General features: G+C 60.0%; 16 protein-coding genes and 3 tRNA genes. 9 read left to right on the top strand and 10 right to left on the bottom strand.

Going from position 1 to position 16,705, the window contains the following annotated elements:
- Positions 1–25 precede the first annotated feature (25 nt).
- Positions 26–1,351, bottom strand: coding sequence for an amino-acid N-acetyltransferase (gene argA / locus SERRSCBI_RS19070; protein ID WP_015378910.1), 1,326 nt, complete (start codon positions 1,349–1,351; stop codon positions 26–28).
- Positions 1,352–1,590: 239 nt separating this feature from the next.
- Here argA and amiC point away from each other — a divergent pair, with 239 nt between their 5' ends.
- On the top strand, positions 1,591–2,844 hold the full coding sequence (amiC, locus tag SERRSCBI_RS19065) for an N-acetylmuramoyl-L-alanine amidase AmiC (protein WP_033644859.1): 1,254 nt from the start codon (positions 1,591–1,593) through the stop codon (positions 2,842–2,844).
- A 90-nt stretch (positions 2,845–2,934) separates the two neighbouring features.
- Here the strand turns inward: amiC and SERRSCBI_RS19060 are convergent.
- The 3 genes from SERRSCBI_RS19060 to SERRSCBI_RS19050 form a co-directional block, all read right to left on the bottom strand.
- Positions 2,935–3,011 (bottom strand) — tRNA-Met (locus SERRSCBI_RS19060).
- Positions 3,012–3,076: 65 nt separating this feature from the next.
- A tRNA-Met gene (locus tag SERRSCBI_RS19055) sits at positions 3,077–3,153 on the bottom strand.
- A gap of 58 nt (positions 3,154–3,211) precedes the next feature.
- A tRNA-Met gene (locus tag SERRSCBI_RS19050) sits at positions 3,212–3,288 on the bottom strand.
- A gap of 220 nt (positions 3,289–3,508) precedes the next feature.
- On the opposite strand from SERRSCBI_RS19050, the gene mltA reads away from it, so the two are divergent.
- A complete protein-coding gene (mltA, locus tag SERRSCBI_RS19045) occupies positions 3,509–4,645 on the top strand; it encodes a murein transglycosylase A (protein WP_033644860.1) in 1,137 nt (378 codons plus the stop codon).
- A gap of 84 nt (positions 4,646–4,729) precedes the next feature.
- Entirely contained in the window at positions 4,730–5,536 is an 807-nt protein-coding gene (gene tcdA, locus SERRSCBI_RS19040) for a tRNA cyclic N6-threonylcarbamoyladenosine(37) synthase TcdA (protein ID WP_004931886.1), read from the top strand.
- Here tcdA and csdE read toward each other — a convergent pair.
- Together csdE and csdA are read right to left on the bottom strand one after the other, a co-directional pair.
- Complete coding sequence (gene csdE, locus SERRSCBI_RS19035) at positions 5,527–5,961, bottom strand: cysteine desulfurase sulfur acceptor subunit CsdE (protein ID WP_033652490.1); 435 nt, start codon at positions 5,959–5,961, stop codon at positions 5,527–5,529. The genes tcdA and csdE overlap by 10 nt on opposite strands.
- Positions 5,962–5,980: 19 nt before the next feature.
- The gene (csdA, locus tag SERRSCBI_RS19030) at positions 5,981–7,186 is read right to left on the bottom strand and encodes a cysteine desulfurase CsdA (RefSeq protein WP_042785270.1); all 1,206 of its coding nucleotides are present in this window, start codon (positions 7,184–7,186) and stop codon (positions 5,981–5,983) included.
- 196 nt (positions 7,187–7,382) lie between these two features.
- On the opposite strand from csdA, the gene SERRSCBI_RS19025 reads away from it, so the two are divergent.
- The 4 genes from SERRSCBI_RS19025 to rlmM all read left to right on the top strand — a co-directional run bounded on the left by SERRSCBI_RS19025 (position 7,383) and on the right by rlmM (position 10,454).
- Positions 7,383–7,607, top strand: a complete 225-nt coding sequence (locus SERRSCBI_RS19025; RefSeq protein WP_025304050.1) for a YgdI/YgdR family lipoprotein — start codon at positions 7,383–7,385, stop codon at positions 7,605–7,607.
- A 386-nt stretch (positions 7,608–7,993) separates the two neighbouring features.
- The gene (locus tag SERRSCBI_RS19020) at positions 7,994–8,911 is read left to right on the top strand and encodes a transcriptional regulator GcvA (RefSeq protein WP_004931894.1); all 918 of its coding nucleotides are present in this window, start codon (positions 7,994–7,996) and stop codon (positions 8,909–8,911) included.
- A gap of 51 nt (positions 8,912–8,962) precedes the next feature.
- A complete protein-coding gene (locus SERRSCBI_RS19015) occupies positions 8,963–9,358 on the top strand; it encodes a DUF423 domain-containing protein (protein WP_004931896.1) in 396 nt (131 codons plus the stop codon).
- Positions 9,351–10,454, top strand: a complete 1,104-nt coding sequence (gene rlmM, locus SERRSCBI_RS19010) for a 23S rRNA (cytidine(2498)-2'-O)-methyltransferase RlmM (protein WP_019455735.1) — start codon at positions 9,351–9,353, stop codon at positions 10,452–10,454. The genes SERRSCBI_RS19015 and rlmM overlap by 8 nt, the downstream gene beginning before the upstream one ends.
- Positions 10,455–10,494: 40 nt before the next feature.
- Here the strand turns inward: rlmM and xni are convergent, their stop codons facing one another.
- The 3 genes from xni to queF all read right to left on the bottom strand — a co-directional run bounded on the left by xni (position 10,495) and on the right by queF (position 13,711).
- Positions 10,495–11,253 (bottom strand): flap endonuclease Xni, encoded by a 759-nt coding sequence (gene xni, locus SERRSCBI_RS19005; protein ID WP_042785269.1) that lies wholly within the window; start codon positions 11,251–11,253, stop codon positions 10,495–10,497.
- A gap of 55 nt (positions 11,254–11,308) precedes the next feature.
- Positions 11,309–12,673, bottom strand: a complete 1,365-nt coding sequence (gene ppnN / locus SERRSCBI_RS19000; protein ID WP_019455737.1) for a nucleotide 5'-monophosphate nucleosidase PpnN — start codon at positions 12,671–12,673, stop codon at positions 11,309–11,311.
- 192 nt (positions 12,674–12,865) lie between these two features.
- Positions 12,866–13,711, bottom strand: coding sequence for an NADPH-dependent 7-cyano-7-deazaguanine reductase QueF (gene queF / locus SERRSCBI_RS18995; RefSeq protein WP_042785268.1), 846 nt, complete (start codon positions 13,709–13,711; stop codon positions 12,866–12,868).
- A 63-nt stretch (positions 13,712–13,774) separates the two neighbouring features.
- Here queF and syd point away from each other — a divergent pair, with 63 nt between their 5' ends.
- Positions 13,775–14,323, top strand: coding sequence for a SecY-interacting protein (gene syd / locus SERRSCBI_RS18990; RefSeq protein ID WP_033644866.1), 549 nt, complete (start codon positions 13,775–13,777; stop codon positions 14,321–14,323).
- A 609-nt stretch (positions 14,324–14,932) separates the two neighbouring features.
- Here the strand turns inward: syd and SERRSCBI_RS18985 are convergent.
- The gene (locus SERRSCBI_RS18985; RefSeq protein WP_042785267.1) at positions 14,933–16,171 is read right to left on the bottom strand and encodes an MFS transporter; all 1,239 of its coding nucleotides are present in this window, start codon (positions 16,169–16,171) and stop codon (positions 14,933–14,935) included.
- Positions 16,172–16,349: 178 nt separating this feature from the next.
- Here SERRSCBI_RS18985 and SERRSCBI_RS18980 point away from each other — a divergent pair, with 178 nt between their 5' ends.
- Complete coding sequence (locus SERRSCBI_RS18980; RefSeq protein ID WP_033644943.1) at positions 16,350–16,676, top strand: YqcC family protein; 327 nt, start codon at positions 16,350–16,352, stop codon at positions 16,674–16,676.
- The last annotated feature ends 29 nt before the right edge of the window (positions 16,677–16,705 follow it).

The raw sequence follows: 16,705 nt of genomic DNA, 5'->3' as shown, positions 1-16,705 counted from the left end.
GCGGTAGCGGCCGCGCCCACAGGGATTACAGATCCGCCAGCAGAATTTTGGAGCGGCGTTGGTAGTTGTACAACGCCTGTTTCTGCATCGGCAGCACGTCGACCTCCGCCGGGGTGAAGCCACGCTCCTGGAACCAGTGGATGCTGCGGGTGGTCAGCACGAACAGCTTCTTCAATCCCATCTGCCGCGCCTGATTTTCCACCCGCTGCAGCAGCATCTCGCCGCGCGAAGAGCTGCGGTAATCGGGATGCACCGCCACGCAGGCCATCTCACCGATTTTTTCCTCCGGGAACGGGTACAGCGCCGCACAGGCGATGGTCAGGTTGTCGCGTTCGATAATGGTGAACTTGTCGATCTCCATTTCCAGCTGTTCACGCGAACGGCGCACCAGAATACCCTGCTGTTCGAGCGGCCGAATGAGTTCCAGAATACCGCCGATGTCGTTGATCGTCGCCCGGCGCACCTGTTCGGCGCTTTCCATCACGATTTGGGTGCCAATGCCGTCGCGTGAGAACAGCTCTTGCACCAGCGCGCCGTCCTCCTGATAGCTGATTAGGTGGCTGCGGCGCACGCCGCTGCGGCAGCCTTTCACCGCGCCGCGCAGGAAGCGCACGGTGCCGGAATGGTAATCACCGCCTTCCTCCAGCTCTTCAAGACGCTTTTGCGCGTCGTTGGGGAACAGCTCGGAAAGGATGTTGCCTTCCGCGTCGGTCACGCCCTGCGAGGAGCAGAAACCGATCATTTTTTCCGCTTTCAGTTTGATCGCCAGCTGAGTCGCGACTTCCTCCGAGGTCAGGTTGAAGCTCTCGCCGGTCACCGAGACGGCGACCGGGCCGATCAGCACGATGGCGTTGCTGTCGAGCTGACGATGGATCGCTTCTTCATCGATGCGGCGAATGCGGCCGCTGTGGCAGTAGTCGATGCCGTCATCGACGCCCAGTGGCTGCGCGATGATGAAGTTGCCGCTGACCACGTTAATGTGTGCGCCCTGCAGCGGCGTGTTGTTGAGGCTCATCGACAGCCGGGCGGTGATGTCCAGCTGCAATAAACCGGCCGCCTGCTTGACCAACTCAAGCGTATGGGCGTCGGTCACGCGCGTATGCTTGTGGTAGATCGGTTCATAGTTGTGCTGCGCCAGATTGGCGTCGATCTGCGGCCGTGCGCCGTAAACCACCACCAGGCGAATGCCCAGGCTATGCAGCAGCCCGATATCATTGACGATGTTGGAAAAATTCTCGTGTTCGATGGCTTCCCCACCGAGCATGATGACAAACGTCTTGCCGCGGTGTGCGTTGATATAGGGGACGGAGTGACGGAATCCTTGCACCAGCTCTGTACTACGTTCCTTCACGGGCAAACCTCTTTGCATATTTATACGATATTTTTGTATTTTTATTCTTTTATTGCGCCAATGGCAAGTGGGAAATCGTCATGAAGAGCGAGCTAAGGGCGCTAAATCGTTAATAAATTGAAAAACCATAAAAAGATTTTCTGATGACAGGGCTGGAATGATTGGTTAAAGTTTTCGGCATTCCCAAGTCATTGGTGTTTTTTTCATCTGTTGTAAACAGTTATTACTGCCGGAGCCGCATGCCAAACGCTAATCACAATCTGGGCCGCCGTCGTTTATTACAGGGCGTTGCCGCCAGCTGGTTGCTGAGTGTGAGTCGCACGGGCTTCGCCGCGTCATCGCACGTGATTGCCGTGCGCGTCTGGCCGTCCTCCACTTATACCCGCGTCACGCTGGAATCCAACGTCGAACTGAAATACAAGCAGTTCGCCCTGACCAATCCCGATCGCGTGGTGGTGGATATCGAAGGCGTGCATCTCAACAGCGTGCTGAAAGGCATCGCCGGGCAGGTGCGCGCCGACGATCCTTATCTCAAGCAGGCGCGCGTCGGCCAGTTCGATCAGAATACCGTGCGGCTGGTGCTGGAGCTCAAGCAAAGCGTCAGCCCGCACATGTTCTCGCTGGCGCCGGTGCCGGAGTATCGCAACCGTCTGGTGATGGATCTCTACCCGACCAAAGGCGGCAGCGGCGGCGAGGAGTATGATCCGCTACTGGCGTTACTGGAAGATTACAACAAAGGCGATCTGGAGCGCACGCTGCCGCCCGAAGCGCCGCAGGCCGGCAAGGCGGGGCGCGATCGGCCGATCGTCATCATGCTGGATCCTGGCCACGGGGGCGAAGATCCCGGTGCGATCGGCAAGTATAAGACGCGCGAGAAAGACATCGTGCTGCAGATTGCCCGCAAGCTGAGCGCCATGATCAAGCGCGAGCCGAACATGAAGGTGTTCATGACGCGCAATGAAGACGTGTTTATCCCGCTCAAGGTGCGCGTCGCCAAGGCGCGCAAGCAACGCGCCGATTTGTTCGTTTCGATTCACGCCGACGCCTTCACCAGCCGCGCCGCGCGCGGGTCATCGGTGTTCGCGTTGTCCACCAAAGGCGCCACCAGCTCGGCGGCCAAGTTCCTGGCGCAGACGCAGAACGCCTCGGACCAAATCGGTGGCGTCAGCAAGAGCGGCGATCGCTATCTCGACCACACCATGTTCGATTTGATCCAGACCGCAACCATCAACGATAGCCTGAAGTTCGGCAAGGAAGTGCTGAACCGGATGGGTAAAATCAACCGGTTGCACAAGAATCGCGTCGATCAGGCCGGTTTTGCGGTGTTGAAGGCGCCGGATATCCCGTCGATCCTGGTGGAAACGGCGTTTATCAGCAATATCGAAGAGGAGCGCAAGCTGCGCACCAGCCATTTCCAGCAGCAGGTGGCGGAGTCGATTCTGGCGGGCATCAAGGCTTATTTCGCCAACGGCGGCGCGTTAGCGAGCCGATAGCGGCAGGGCCGGGCGCAAGTCCGGCTGTTTTTGCGGATTGCAGATACAAAAAAACACCCGTCAGGGTGCTTATCTGTTGTCATCAAGAGTTGGTTGCGGGGGCCGGATTTGAACCGACGACCTTCGGGTTATGAGCCCGACGAGCTACCAGGCTGCTCCACCCCGCGTCCGTCTTGATGCGGTATTACGACGAAACCACCGTTCATGTTATGCCGCTGGTACGGCATTCGGTTGGTTGCGGGGGCCGGATTTGAACCGACGACCTTCGGGTTATGAGCCCGACGAGCTACCAGGCTGCTCCACCCCGCGTCCGTGTAATACTTTGTTATCGAACCCAAACGCAAAATACCGCCACTGCGGCATCGGTTGGTTGCGGGGGCCGGATTTGAACCGACGACCTTCGGGTTATGAGCCCGACGAGCTACCAGGCTGCTCCACCCCGCGTCCGATGGATGCGCACTATACTCTCCATGCGTTTTTGTTGCAAACCCTTTTTTGCATTTTTATTGGCCTAAACCCGTTTTTCTGCTGAATTTGCCCGCAATTTGCCTTCTTTTTCATCACCATCCTCCGTGCGGCTTTTTTTTATTTGCAGCGATTCCTTTATCAATGAGCGTTTGTTATCGTTCAGCCGGTAGATCATATCAGTTTGAGAGTGTGCGCGATGAAAGGACGTTGGGGCAAATACCTGCTGGGCGGGTTGATGGTGGCGGTATTGGCGGGCTGTTCGTCCAAGCCGACCGATCGGGGTCAGCAATATAAGGACGGCCGTCTGGATCAATCGCTGGAGCTGGTCAATCAGCCCAACGCCAAAGGTTCGCCGGTCAACGCCAAGGATTATTCGGATCAGCTGATGGAGATCAAGTACGCGTCGCCTTCGCTGTTTAACCGCAACAACAGCACCTATCAGGCGGTGCAAAACTGGATGGCGTCCGGCGCCGACACGCGCATGCTGAGCCAGTACGGCCTCAGCGCTTACCAGATGGAAGGCGTCGACAATTACGGCAACGTGCAGTTTACCGGCTACTACACGCCGGTGGTGCAGGCGCGTTATACCCAACAGGGCGAGTTCCGTTATCCGCTGTACCGCATGCCGCCGAAGGGTAGGGGCCGCTTGCCGGATCGCGCGGGCATTTATTCCGGCGCGCTCGACGATCGCTATATCATCGCTTACACCAACTCGCTGATGGACAACTTCATGATGGAAGTCCAGGGCAGCGGCTACGTCGACTACGGCAACGGTCAGCCGCTGGTGTTCTTCGGCTACGGCGGCAAGAACGGCCACGCCTACCGCAGCATCGGCAAAGTGCTGATCGATCGCGGTGAAGTGGCCAAGGCGGACATGTCGATGCAGGCGATCCGTCAGTGGGCGGATACCCACAGCGCCGCAGAGGTGCGCGAGCTGCTGGAGCAGAACCCGTCGTTCGTGTTCTTCCGCCCGGAAGCTTTTGCGCCGGTGAAAGGCGCCAGCGCGGTGCCGCTGATCGCCAAAGCGTCGGTGGCCTCCGACCGTTCGCTGATCCCGGCAGGCACCACGCTGCTGGCCGAAGTGCCGCTGCTGGACAACAAGGGTAAATTCACGGGAAAATACGAGATGCGTCTGATGGTCGCGCTCGACGTGGGCGGCGCCATCAAGGGCCAGCATTTTGACATGTATCAGGGCATCGGGCCGGAAGCCGGCCACTCGGCGGGGTACTACAACCACTATGGCCGCGTCTGGGTGCTGAAGAACAACGGCGGCGGCCAGCTGTTCAGCGCCAATCAGTCAAACGGCGGCGGTTCGTTGCTGGTCACCCGTTAAACGCGCACGGCGTGAAAAGATTGACCCGCAGGGGCCGGATTTTCCGGCCCTTATCATTTGCATTACGAAGGTAATTAAAGCGTTATGAGCACAGCTTATTCGGAAGCCTATCTGCAGCGTTTCGGCGGCACGGCGCGGTTATACGGCCAGCAGGCGCTGGCGGTGTTCGCGCAGGCGCACGTCTGCGTGATCGGCATCGGCGGCGTGGGTTCCTGGGCGGCTGAGGCGCTGGCGCGCACCGGCATCGGCGCCATCACTCTGATCGACATGGATGATGTTTGCGTTACCAATACCAACCGTCAGATCCACGCGCTGCGCCAGCACGTCGGGCAATCGAAAACCGAGGTAATGGCGGAGCGTATCCTGGCGATCAACCCGGAATGCCGGGTGACCTGCATTGACGATTTCATTACCCCGGACAACGTCGCCGAGCTGCTGGACCATAACTTCAGCTACGTCATCGACGCGATCGACAGCGTGCGGCCGAAAGCGGCGCTGCTGTCATACTGCCGCCGCTTCAAGATCCCGGTGGTGACTACCGGCGGCGCCGGCGGGCAGATAGATCCGACCAAAATCGAAGTGGCCGATCTGGCGAAAACCATTCAGGATCCGCTGGCCGCCAAGCTGCGCGAGCGGCTGAAGCACGATTTTAACGTGGTGAAAAACGGCAAGGGCAAGCTGGGCATCGACTGCGTCTTTTCCAGCGAGCCGCTGGTTTATCCGCAGCCGGACGGTTCGGTATGCGCTTCGCGCAGCACGGCGGAAGGGCCGAAAAGAATGGATTGCAGCGCAGGTTTCGGCGCGGCGACCATGGTCACCGCCACCTTCGGCTTCGTCGCCGTGTCGCACGCGCTGAAAAAGATGGTGGCGAAGGCGGCGCGTCAGGCGTAACGGGCGGCGATCGCCTGCACGGCGGCGGCCAACGCCGCCAGCCCGCTGGCGCGAGTGGCGCTCAGCTGAGCGCGCAGCGCCAGGCGGTCGAACAGCGCCAGCGGATCCAACTCGGCGATCTGCTGCGGCGTTTTCCCTTCCACTTCGGTCAGCAGCACCGCCAACAGGCCACGCACGATGCGGCCTTCGCTGTCGCCATAAAAGTGCAGCGTGCCGTCTTCCAGCAACTGGTGCCCCAGCCAGACGCGGTTTTCACACCCGCTCAACGCCATTTCTTCACTGCGCAAGGCCTCCGGCAGCGGCGGCAGCCGTTTTGCGAGCATAATCAGTTGGCGGTAGCGGTCTTCCCACTGTTTCAGCGCGCTGAAGGTGGCGATCAACGCTTCGGCGGTGATCTCTCGGCCAAAAGGATGGGGGGCGAGCATAGCGTCTCCGGGAATCAAGTCAGTCGGCCAGCAGGTCGAGGGCGTGGGTCAACGCGCTGACCAGCGTATCGACGTCCTGTTGAGTATTGTAGGGGGCGAACGACGCGCGCAACGTGCCGCTGACGCCTAACGCCGCCATCAGCGGCTGCGCGCAGTGCTGGCCGGCGCGCAGCGCAATGCCTTGCTCCGCCAGCAGCGTGACGATGTCGCTGTGGTGTACGCCGGCGATATCGAACGCCAGCAGGCTGGAACCGGAACTGCGGAAGCTGCGAAAGCCCGGCAACTGCGCCAACCGCTGTTCCGCCCGATCCGCCAGCTCGCGGCTGTAGCGCTCCGCCGCCGCCATGTCCTGTTCGCGAAGCCAAGTGAGCGCGGCGGCCAACCCCAGCACGCCGGCGATGTTTGGCGTGCCGGCTTCGAAGCAGTGCGGCGGTTTTTGCGGGATAAAACCGTCGAACGACGCCTGGGTCAACATCTTTCCCCCTCCTTGCCACGGCGCCATCTGCGCCAGCAGCTCGGATTTGCCGTACAGCGCGCCGATGCCGGTCGGGCCATACAGTTTGTGGCCGGAGAAGGCGTAGAAATCGATATCGAGCCGCTGTACGTCGGCCGGATCGTGAACCACGCCCTGTGCGCCGTCGATCATCACGCGCGCGCCGGCGGCATGGGCCAGCGCGATCGCCGGCGCCAGATCCGGGCAGCCGCCGGTGACGTTGGACATTTGCCCCAGCGCCAACAGGCGGGTTCTATCGTTGAGCAGGGCGGGGAGCTGCGCCAGGTCCGGCAGCCGGTCGGCGCCGATAGGCAGTTTCACTACCCGGGCGCCGGTTTGATCCGCCACCATCAGCCAGGGGATCAGGTTGGCGTGGTGTTCCGCTTCGCTCACCAGAATTTCATCCCCCGGCTGCAGACGCGGACGCAGATAACTCTGCGCCACCAGGTTGATCGCCTCGGTGGTGCCGCGCGTCCAGACGATATCGTCGGCCGATGGCGCATGGATCAGTTGCGCGACCTGGCCGCGCGCCTGCTCGAAACGAGCGGTCAGATCCTGCGCCGCCCGATGCTGGCTGCGGTGCACGGTGGCGGCGTCGTCGCGATAAAACTGCTGCGTGGCGTCGATCACCGCCTGCGGTTTCAACGCGGTGGCGGCGCTGTCCAGATAGATGCCGTCCTGCGCGAGCGCGGGAAACTGTTGGCGAAAAAGGCTGGGGTTAAAAGGCGTCATACCCTGATTGTCACTGGCTTGAGTCGATGGGTGATCCTGTCCTATTTTGCCGCCGGAGACAAGCGTTCGCGCCGATTAGGACTTATCGCCTGGCAAAATTGGGAAAGTCTGTTATGCTATTAAACGTGCGCTTATTAATCGCATCTATACACATAAAAGGTATTTATCAGCATTTAAAACTACAAAGGAGTCCTCAATGAAGAAAACAGCCGCAGTTCTCTCTGCCCTGATGCTTACGTTCACCCTGGCCGCCTGTTCCAGCAACTACGTGATGCATACCAATGACGGACGCACCATTGTCGCTGACGGCAAGCCTAAAGTGGATAACGATACCGGCATGATCAGCTATAAAGACGCCAACGGCGTCGAACAGCAGATCAACCGCGCCGATGTGAAAGAGATGGTTGAAAGCAACCAGTAACCGTCAGGCAAAAAAAAAGCACCGCAAGTTTTGCGGTGCTGCATAAAATCACTATGGACAGACAGGGTAAATGTACAGGAAGTGAAAAAACAGTAGCCTAGCTACCATGTCCGGAATCGCCGGACAATTTGCAAACACAACATCACAACCACAAGCCAAAAGTTCATCGGCGTCCTCGACACCCACTCCCTTTTCGTTCCGGCCCGGGAAGTGCCGCCACTATAGGTATTTGCTGGCGCATCCTCAACGGACAAATTATAATGGCTCGGATTAAAAAAACTAATGGCAATGCGCCGTTAGCGTTTGTCCATGGCTTGCCACACAAAGCCGCCCGATTTTCGGCGCCGAATCATTCGGATTAATGTTACACAAAAGTAGCTAATTTAATGTCTAAACGCTTACCTCCCCTCAATGCGCTGCGCGTGTTCGATGCGGCCGCTCGCCACCTGAGTTTCACCAAGGCGGCGGAAGAGCTGTTCGTGACTCAGGCCGCGGTGAGCCACCAGATCAAGTCGCTGGAGGACTTCCTCGGGCTGAAGCTGTTTCGCCGGCGCAATCGCTCGCTGCTGCTGACCGAAGAGGGGCAAAGTTACTACCTTGATATCAAGGAGATCTTCTCTTCGATCAACGAGGCGACGCGCAAGCTGCAGGCGCGCAGCGCCAAGGGGGCATTGACCGTCAGTTTGCCGCCGAGCTTCGCCATTCAGTGGCTGGTGCCGCGTCTGTCCGGCTTTAACTCAGCTTATCCGGGCATCGACGTGCGCATCCAGGCGGTGGACCGTGAAGAGGACAAGCTGGCGGACGACGTCGACGTGGCGATTTTCTATGGCCGCGGCAATTGGCCGGGGCTGCGCGCCGAGCGCCTGTATGCGGAATATTTGCTGCCGGTTTGTTCGCCGAGCCTGCTGACCGGCGATCATCCGCTGAAAACTGCAGACGATCTGGCTTATCATACGCTGCTGCATGACGTTTCACGTCGCGACTGGCTGGCCTATACGCGCCAGCTGGGGTTGCAGCACATCAACGTGCAGCAGGGGCCAATCTTCAGCCACAGCGCCATGGTGGTGCAGGCGGCGGTGCACGGTCAGGGCGTGGCGCTGGTGAACAACGTGATGGCGCAAACCGAGATTGAAGCCGGTCGTCTGGTGTGCCCGTTCAATGATGTGTTGGTCAGTAAAAATGCTTTTTATCTGGTATGTCATGACAGCCAGGCAGAACTGGGTAAAATAGCCGCCTTCCGGCAGTGGATCCTGGCGCGCGCCGCCAGCGAACAAGAGAAGTTCCGCTTCCGCTACGAACAATAAGGCCGGCCGCCGCCTTGCCGCGGTCGGTGATTTTTAATGGGATAGATCACGATGAGCAGCCGTTCCATGCTGGTTTTCGCCGCTATCAGCGGCTTTGTGTTTGTCGCGCTGGGCGCATTCGGCGCGCATGTGTTAAGCGGCACGCTGGGCGCCAACGAAATGGCCTGGATCCGCACCGGGCTGGAGTATCAGGGGTTCCACACCCTGGCCATCCTGGCGCTGGCGGTCGCGATGCAGCGCCGCGTGAGCCTGTGGTTTTACTGGAGCGGAGCGCTGTTGGCGTTCGGCACCGTGTTGTTCAGCGGCAGCCTCTATTGTCTGGCGCTGTCGCACCTGAAGGTCTGGGTATATATCACGCCGGTTGGCGGCGTGTGCTTCTTGATCGGCTGGATATTGATGTTGATTGGCGCTTTGCGTCTGAGGAAAAAGGCCGAGCGCCATGAATAAGATTGCGTTGTACTGCCGTCCCGGCTTCGAAAAAGAGTGTGCGGCGGAGATCACCGATAAAGCCGCCCAGCTGGAGATTTACGGCTTTGCGCGGGTAAAAGAGCACAGCGGTTACGTGTTGTTCGAATGCTATCAGCCGGACGATGCCGACCGCCTGGCGCGGGAGATTCCGTTCCGCGAACTGATTTTCGCCCGCCAAATGATCGTGGTGGGTGAGCTGCTGCGCGATCTGCCGCCGGAAGATCGGGTATCGCCGATCGTCGGCATGCTGATCGGCGTGGTTGATCGCGGCGGCGAGCTGCGGGTGGAAGTGCCGGACACCAACGAAAGCAAAGAGCTGATGAAATTCTGCCGCAAGCTGACGGTGCCGCTGCGCGCCGCGATGCGTGAGCAGAAGGTGCTGATGGCGCGCGAGAACCCGACTCGCCCGGTGGTGCACGTGTTCTTCATCGCGCCGGGCTGCTGCTATGTCGGTTACTCCTACAGCAACAACAACTCGCCGTTCTACATGGGTATTCCGCGTCTGCGCTTCCCGGCCGATGCGCCGAGCCGTTCGACGCTGAAACTGGAAGAAGCGTTCCATGTGTTCATCCCCGCCGACGAGTGGGACGAGCGCCTGGCCAGCGGCATGCATGCGGTCGATCTGGGGGCCTGCCCGGGCGGCTGGACCTATCAGCTGGTGAAGCGCAGCATGATGGTGCATTCGGTGGATAACGGCCCGATGGCGCCGAGCCTGATGGAAACCGGCCAGGTGACGCACCACCGCGCCGACGGCTTCAAGTTCGAGCCGAACAGCAGCAAGATCTACTGGCTGGTGTGCGACATGGTGGAGAAACCGGCGAAGGTGACCAGCCTGATGATTCAGTGGCTGGTGAAAGGCTGGTGCCGCGAAGCGATCTTTAACCTCAAACTGCCGATGAAAAAGCGCTATGAGGAAGTGTCGCAAAACCTGATGAGCATCCGCGAAGCGCTGGGCGCTGCCGGCATCAGCGTTGAAGTGCATGCCAAGCAGCTGTATCACGACCGCGAAGAGATCACCGTACACGTGCGCCGCATGTGGTCGGCGGTGCCGGGCCGCCGCGACGAGCGCGATTAATCGCGTTAAACCTGATAAGGGGCGCTGCTTGCAGCGCCCCTTATTGTATCGGCAGGCGCAGCTGCTGCAGGTTGCCGTCCAGCGACAGATCGGTGCGCAGCGTGGCGACGTGTTTGCTGACGTAGGCCAGCTCGCGGTGCTGCTCCAGCTTGCCGCGCCATTTCTCCGGCACCTGCTCCAGGTGCTGATAGATCCCGTCCAGACTGCCCGACTGCTGCAACAGCAGCACGGCGGTTTTCGGCCCGATGCCGGCCACGCCGGGGATCTTGCTGCTGCCGATCCCCGCTAACCCCCAGTAGTCCGGCAGTTGCTGCGGCAGCACGCCGAATTCCTGCTGCACGAAAGGCATATCCAACCAGCGTTTCTGGAAGTAATCGCGGATCTGTACGTTCGGCGCCAGCAGTTGGCAATAGCCTTTGTCGGTGGAGACGATGGTCACCTGGTGGCCGCCGCCGGCGACCTTCGCCGCCAGCGTGGCCGCCAGATCGTCTGCCTCGTTGCCGGGTGAATGCCAGCTGGCGACGCCCAGTTCGGCGAAGGCTTCACGCAGCTGCGGCATCTCCTGTTGCAGGTTTTCCGGCATCGGCGAGCGCCCGGCCTTGTAGTCCGGCAGAATTTGGTGGCGCCAGCTTTCGCTGCGGTCGTCCTCGTCAAATACCGCCACCGCGTGGGTCGGGCGGCTGTGCTGAAGCAACTGCTGCAGCGCGTGGCGACAGGCGTTGACGCAAGGGGAGCCCTGTACGGCGTGAATGCGGCGGATGAGGTTCAGGGCGTCGACAATCAGTAGGTGTATCATCATGGGCGGCAAGGTCAGAAAAAAACAGGGCGGCCGTTACGCCGCCCGGGATTGAGGATCAGGCGACGATTTCGTAGCAGGGCACATAGGCGCTGCCCGGCAGCTTCATGCGGTGCTGGGCGACAAAGCCCTGCAGCAGGCTGTCCATCTGCTTCATCATCTGCGGTTCGCCGTGCAGCTTGTACGGGCCGAACTGCTCAATGGCGTGGATGCCGTTTTCCTTCACGTTGCCGGCCACGATGCCGGAGAAGGCGCGGCGCAGCGCGGCGGCCAATTGCTCCGGCGGCTGGTTCGGATACAGATTGAGGTTCGCCATGTTCTCGTGGGTCGGCTCGAACGGCAGCTGCAGATCCGGCGCGATGCGGATCGACCAGTTGAAGCTGTAGGCGTCGCCGGTGTTGCGGCGGTTTTCCTTCACCAGCGGCATGGCTTTTTTCATCTGCCGGGCCACTTCCGCCGGATCGTCGATGATGATGGTGTAGTGACGGCGCGCGGCGTCGCCCAGCGTGTTCATGATGAACTCGTCCAGCACGCGGAAGTAATCGGCGCTCTCTTTTGGCCCGGTCAGGATCAGCGGCAGCACCTGCTCGCTGTTCTCCGGGTTCATCAGGATACCCAGCAGGTACAGCAGCTCTTCGGCGGTGCCGACGCCGCCCGGGAAGATGATGATGCCGTGCGCGATACGCACAAACGCTTCCAGACGTTTTTCGATGTCCGGCATGATCACCAGCTCGTTCACCAGCGGGTTAGGCGGCTCGGCGGCGATGATTGACGGTTCGGTCATGCCGATGAAGCGGCTGTTGCGGTAACGCTGCTGCGCGTGGCCGACCGCCGCGCCTTTCATCGGCGCTTCCATGGCGCCCGGCCCGCAGCCGGTGCAGATGTTCAACTCGCGCAGGCCCAGCTGGCTGCCGACCTTGCGCGCGTACAGGTATTCGTTCTCGTTGATCGAGTGCCCGCCCCAGCACACCACCATGTTGGGATCCTCATCCAGATGCAGCGTGCGCGCATTGCGCAGGATCGAGAACACCAGGTTGGTGATGTGGGCCGAGTTTTCCAGGTTCAGGTGTTGGAAACGGCCGGCGCTGGCGATTTGGCCGTGCACGAACAGAATGTCGCGCAACACGGCGAACAGGTTGGCCTGCAGTGAACGGATGATGCGGCCGTCGACGAACGCCTCTTCCGGCGGATTGACCAGCTCCAGCTTCACGCCACGCTCGCGGCGCAGCACGTTGATATCGAAGGTTTCATAGCGCGACAGCAGCTGTTTGCTGTTGTCGGTTTGGCTGCCGGAGTTCAACACGGCCAGCGAACAGTTGCGAAACAGGCGGTACAGGTCGCTGCTGGCGGTGCGCTTCAGCATGTCTACTTCCAGCTGCGACAATAAATCCATAGAGCCAAGCGGGCTGATGTGTGTAATCAAGGTAACTCCTTTGCACCCGGTGTGGGGCGGTAGTAATCCATACGCAGCAAAACAGCATCTCGTTATGGTTGGCGTGCTGCGGCGAAGCGGGCGCTCTGCCCGGCTGCAGCCTCGTTTTAACCTTACCGCCGTCCCTGCGCTTTTACCAACACAAACCGCTCGTTAGCTCAGTTGTTGAGCAATGTTTCGCACTTATTGGCGCGCCAGGCGGCCGTGCTCGGGAGCGAATGCGACGTTGCTGCGCCACGGGTTGATATCCAGTCCGCCGCGGCGGGTATAGCGGGCGTAAACCGTCAGGCTTTGCGGCCGGCAATAGCGCATCAGATCGTTGAAGATGCGCTCGACGCATTGCTCGTGGAATTCGTTGTGGTGGCGGAAGGAAACCAGATAGCGCAGCAGCGCTTCGCGATCGAGCTTGCCGCCGCGGTAGCTTATCTGCACCGAGCCCCAGTCGGGCTGATGGGTGATCAGGCAGTTGGACTTCAGCAGGTGGCTGACCAATTGCTCTTCCACTACCTCTTCACCGGCGGCGTTCTGCAGGTAGTCGGCGTTGAACTCATAATTGTCGATGCGAATATCCTGCTGGTCGATGCAGTCGCCGGCCAGACGAGCGATCGGGCTGCCTTCCAGTTGGTCGACGCTGAACAGGGTGACGCTCACCTCGCCCTGGGCGCAGGCGGACAGATCGCGTTGCAGCGTGCTGCGCACCGTTTCCCAATCGGCGAACGGCGTTTGGTTGAAGCTGTTGAGATACAGCTTGAAGCTTTTCGATTCGATCAGGTTCAGGCTGTCGGCGTTGAGGCTGATCTCGCCCACCGCCACCTGAGGCAGCCCGTTGGCGTTCAGCCAGGAGAGTTCGTACAGCGTCCAGATGTCCGCGCCGTGGAAGGGCAGGTTGTCGGGATACAGCCCCAGCGGCTCGCGGTTCATGCTGCGCGGCACCGCCTGCAGCAGCGTGGCGTCGTAGCGATCACGATAGGCGGTGGGTTTGCCCAGCGTCAGCCCTGACAGGGCCTGGTGGTCTTGATATGAGGACATCTGCTGTCACCTCGGTCAGAGATAGGTACAATGGCCGTCAGTTTAACGTATGCGAGAAAGAATATGGACCATGATGTATCGCACGCTCTGCGTGAATTCACTCAACGCTATGTCGAGTTGTGGCAGCAAGAGCGCGGCCACGCGCCGGCCAGCGAGGCGCTGTACGGCGTGCCATCGCCCTGCATCGTGGAGAATCGCGAGGACGACGTGCTGTGGTTGCCGCAGCCTTTCGAACCGGCGGCGACGCTGGAGAAGGTAGAGGCCGCACTGGAGCTGCGTTTGCAGCCGGATGCGCACCGTTTCTACACGCAGCAATACGCCGGTGACATGAGCGCGCAATTTGGGGAGCATCGCCTGAGCCTGCTGCAGGTATGGAGCGAAGAGGATTTCATCCGCCTGCAGGAGAATCTGATCGGCCATCTGGTGACGCAAAAGCGCCTCAAATTGTCACCGACTCTCTTCCTGGCGACCACCGAATCCGAGATGACGATGGTGTCGCTGTGCAACGTCAGCGGCAACGTAGTGCTGGAGCAGTTTGGCAGCGATAAGCGCACCTTGTTGGCGGCGACGCTGGGGAATTTCCTCGATGCGCTGCGCCCAGTGCTGGACTGAAGCGCGGCGGATTCGCCGTCGGTCGTGTAAGAGATCTCTCACACGGGCTGTGAGAGATCGCTCTTAATTTTTTTCACCTCTCTTTGGACCATGAGATTATTGTTATCCAGATCAATTGGTTAGAATTTCTTTAGGATAACTCTTAGTCTTAATTTAGTGTGAGACACCTCTCAAACCCTTGTGATTCCGGGAAATTTGAGCGATCTTATCATTACCGGCACGGACCCGGCGGAGCAGGAAAGCATCAGGATGATGCAGCTTCAGGAAGAAGAAAGGGATGCGCTCAGGCAAGAGCGAGGGATGGCGTCAGGAGATGCCCAGGATGTTTCAGGATTGAAACCAAGGACACCTCCAGGACGGAGATTGAGAGCCGGCGCAGGACTGTCGGCGGGTCAGGAAGGCTGAGGAACCGCGTCAGGACGATGCTGCAGGATGATGCAAGGACCACTTGGTCAGGATGGCCGCAGGAAAAGTTTTCAAGGATTGAGCAGGGAGCATGCTGTGTAGCGGGATGGCTATAAAACGAACCGGGGGCACTGTTAACGCAGTGCCCCCAACTTTTTGTTCTATTCCGCCGCGCGTGCGCCCCGTCTCAATCCTTCTTCCGCGTTAACCAATCGCGCCCAGCGTATCGCCTGCGCCCTGTTTTTTCGGCAGCAGGAACAGCGTGGCGTAGATATCCAGCAGGTAAATCGCCGCCAACAGGCTGATGGCGGCGGTAAACGACACCTGCGTCACCAGCGCGCCGATCACCAATGGCCCCAGGCCGCCGACGCCGCGTCCCAGATTGAACAGGATGTTTTGCGCGGTGGCGCGTGCTTGCACCGGGTAGGTATCGGAAATCAACGCGCCGTAACCGCCGATCATGCCGTTGACGAACATGCCCATCACTGCGCCAGCGAACAGCATCAGCATCGGATCGCTCAACTGGGCGTAGCCGATCACCATCACCACCGCGCCGACCTGATACAGCACGAAGATCTTCCAGCGGGCGAAGCGGTCGGCCAGGACGCCGAACAGCCAGATGCCGAACGTCATGCCGACCACCGTCACCGCCGTCCACAGGCCGGACTTGGTGAGCGAGAAGCCGAAGTTTTTCGCCAGATAAGTCGGCATCCAGATCATCAGCCCGTAGTAGCCGAAGTTCTGCACCGAACAGAGAATGAAGATGCCGATGCTGGTCTTGCTGGTGGCGCGATCCTTAAACAGCAGGCGCAAACGCTGAAGGAAGGAGAGCGGCTGCCCGGCGTCTTTCTGCCGCACGAATTCCTCCGGTTCGCCCAGCGTGCGGCGGATCAGGAATGACGCCAGCGCCGGCAGCAGGCCGACCAGGAACATGCCGCGCCAGCCGATATGTTCCAGCAGCAACGGCGTCAGGAAAGCGGCCGCCAGCACCCCCAACTGCCAGCCCATGCCGACGTAGGCTGAAGCGCGGTTGCGTTTCTCCGCCGGCCAGGCTTCGGCGATCAGCGCCATGCCGATGCCGAACTCGCCGCCCAGCCCGATGCCCGCCAGCGTGCGATAGGCCAGCAGGTCCCAATAGCCTTGCGCCACGGCGCACAGGCCGGTGAACAGGGAAAACATCAGGATGGTGATAGTCAGCACCCGGATGCGGCCGAAGCGATCGCTGAGATGGCCGAAGATCACGCCGCCCAGCACTGCGCCGATCAGCGTCCAGGTGACCAGCGAACCGGCGGCCGATGAGGTTAATCCTAATTCGATGCTGATGGCCGGCAGCATAAAGCCGAGGATCAGCAGGTCAAACCCGTCCATGGCGTAACCGGTGACCGAGGCCAGCATGGCCTTACCGGGCGTCGCGTGATTTTTTTTCTCTGTTATTACGGACATGAATCTTTATCTGTGTGGTGAATTCGGTGGGCCTATTGTGCCGCGCGGCGGCGCACGCCACCAGATAAAAACGGCAGCCGGTCTCGGGCGCGCCAAATTTGGGCTATAAAAATGCTATGCTTTGCCGCCTTTCAGCCAGCGAGCTGAATATCATGATGAAAAGAGATCGGGAATGCAGATGAGTATACATAATCAGGTTCGCCGCAGTTTGCAGGCGATTGAACAATCCATGCGCGATTTGGCCTTGTGGCAGGCCGCGCCGCCCGAGCCTGAGGCTTTCTCCAGCACCGAGCCGTTCTGCATCGACAGCATGTCGGCCGAGGCTTGGCTGCAGTGGGTGTTTCTGCCGCGCATGTATGCGCTGTTGGACGCCGAAGCGCCGCTGCCGACGCGTTTTGCCATCACGCCTTACTTCGAGGAGGCGTTGAAGGAGCGTGAGCCGAGCAGTCTGCCGCTGTTGGTGCTGCTGCAGCAGTTGGATTTGATGTTGAATAAAGAGCCGTAATTCGCCGGCGGCGCGCAGATTTTTGCCGC

The sequence above is a fragment of the Serratia sp. SCBI genome, from assembly GCF_000747565.1.
Classification (GTDB): Bacteria; Pseudomonadota; Gammaproteobacteria; order Enterobacterales; family Enterobacteriaceae; genus Serratia; species Serratia ureilytica.
Note: the sequence above shows the minus strand (reverse complement) of the source record. Positions and strands in the feature narration are given on the sequence as shown.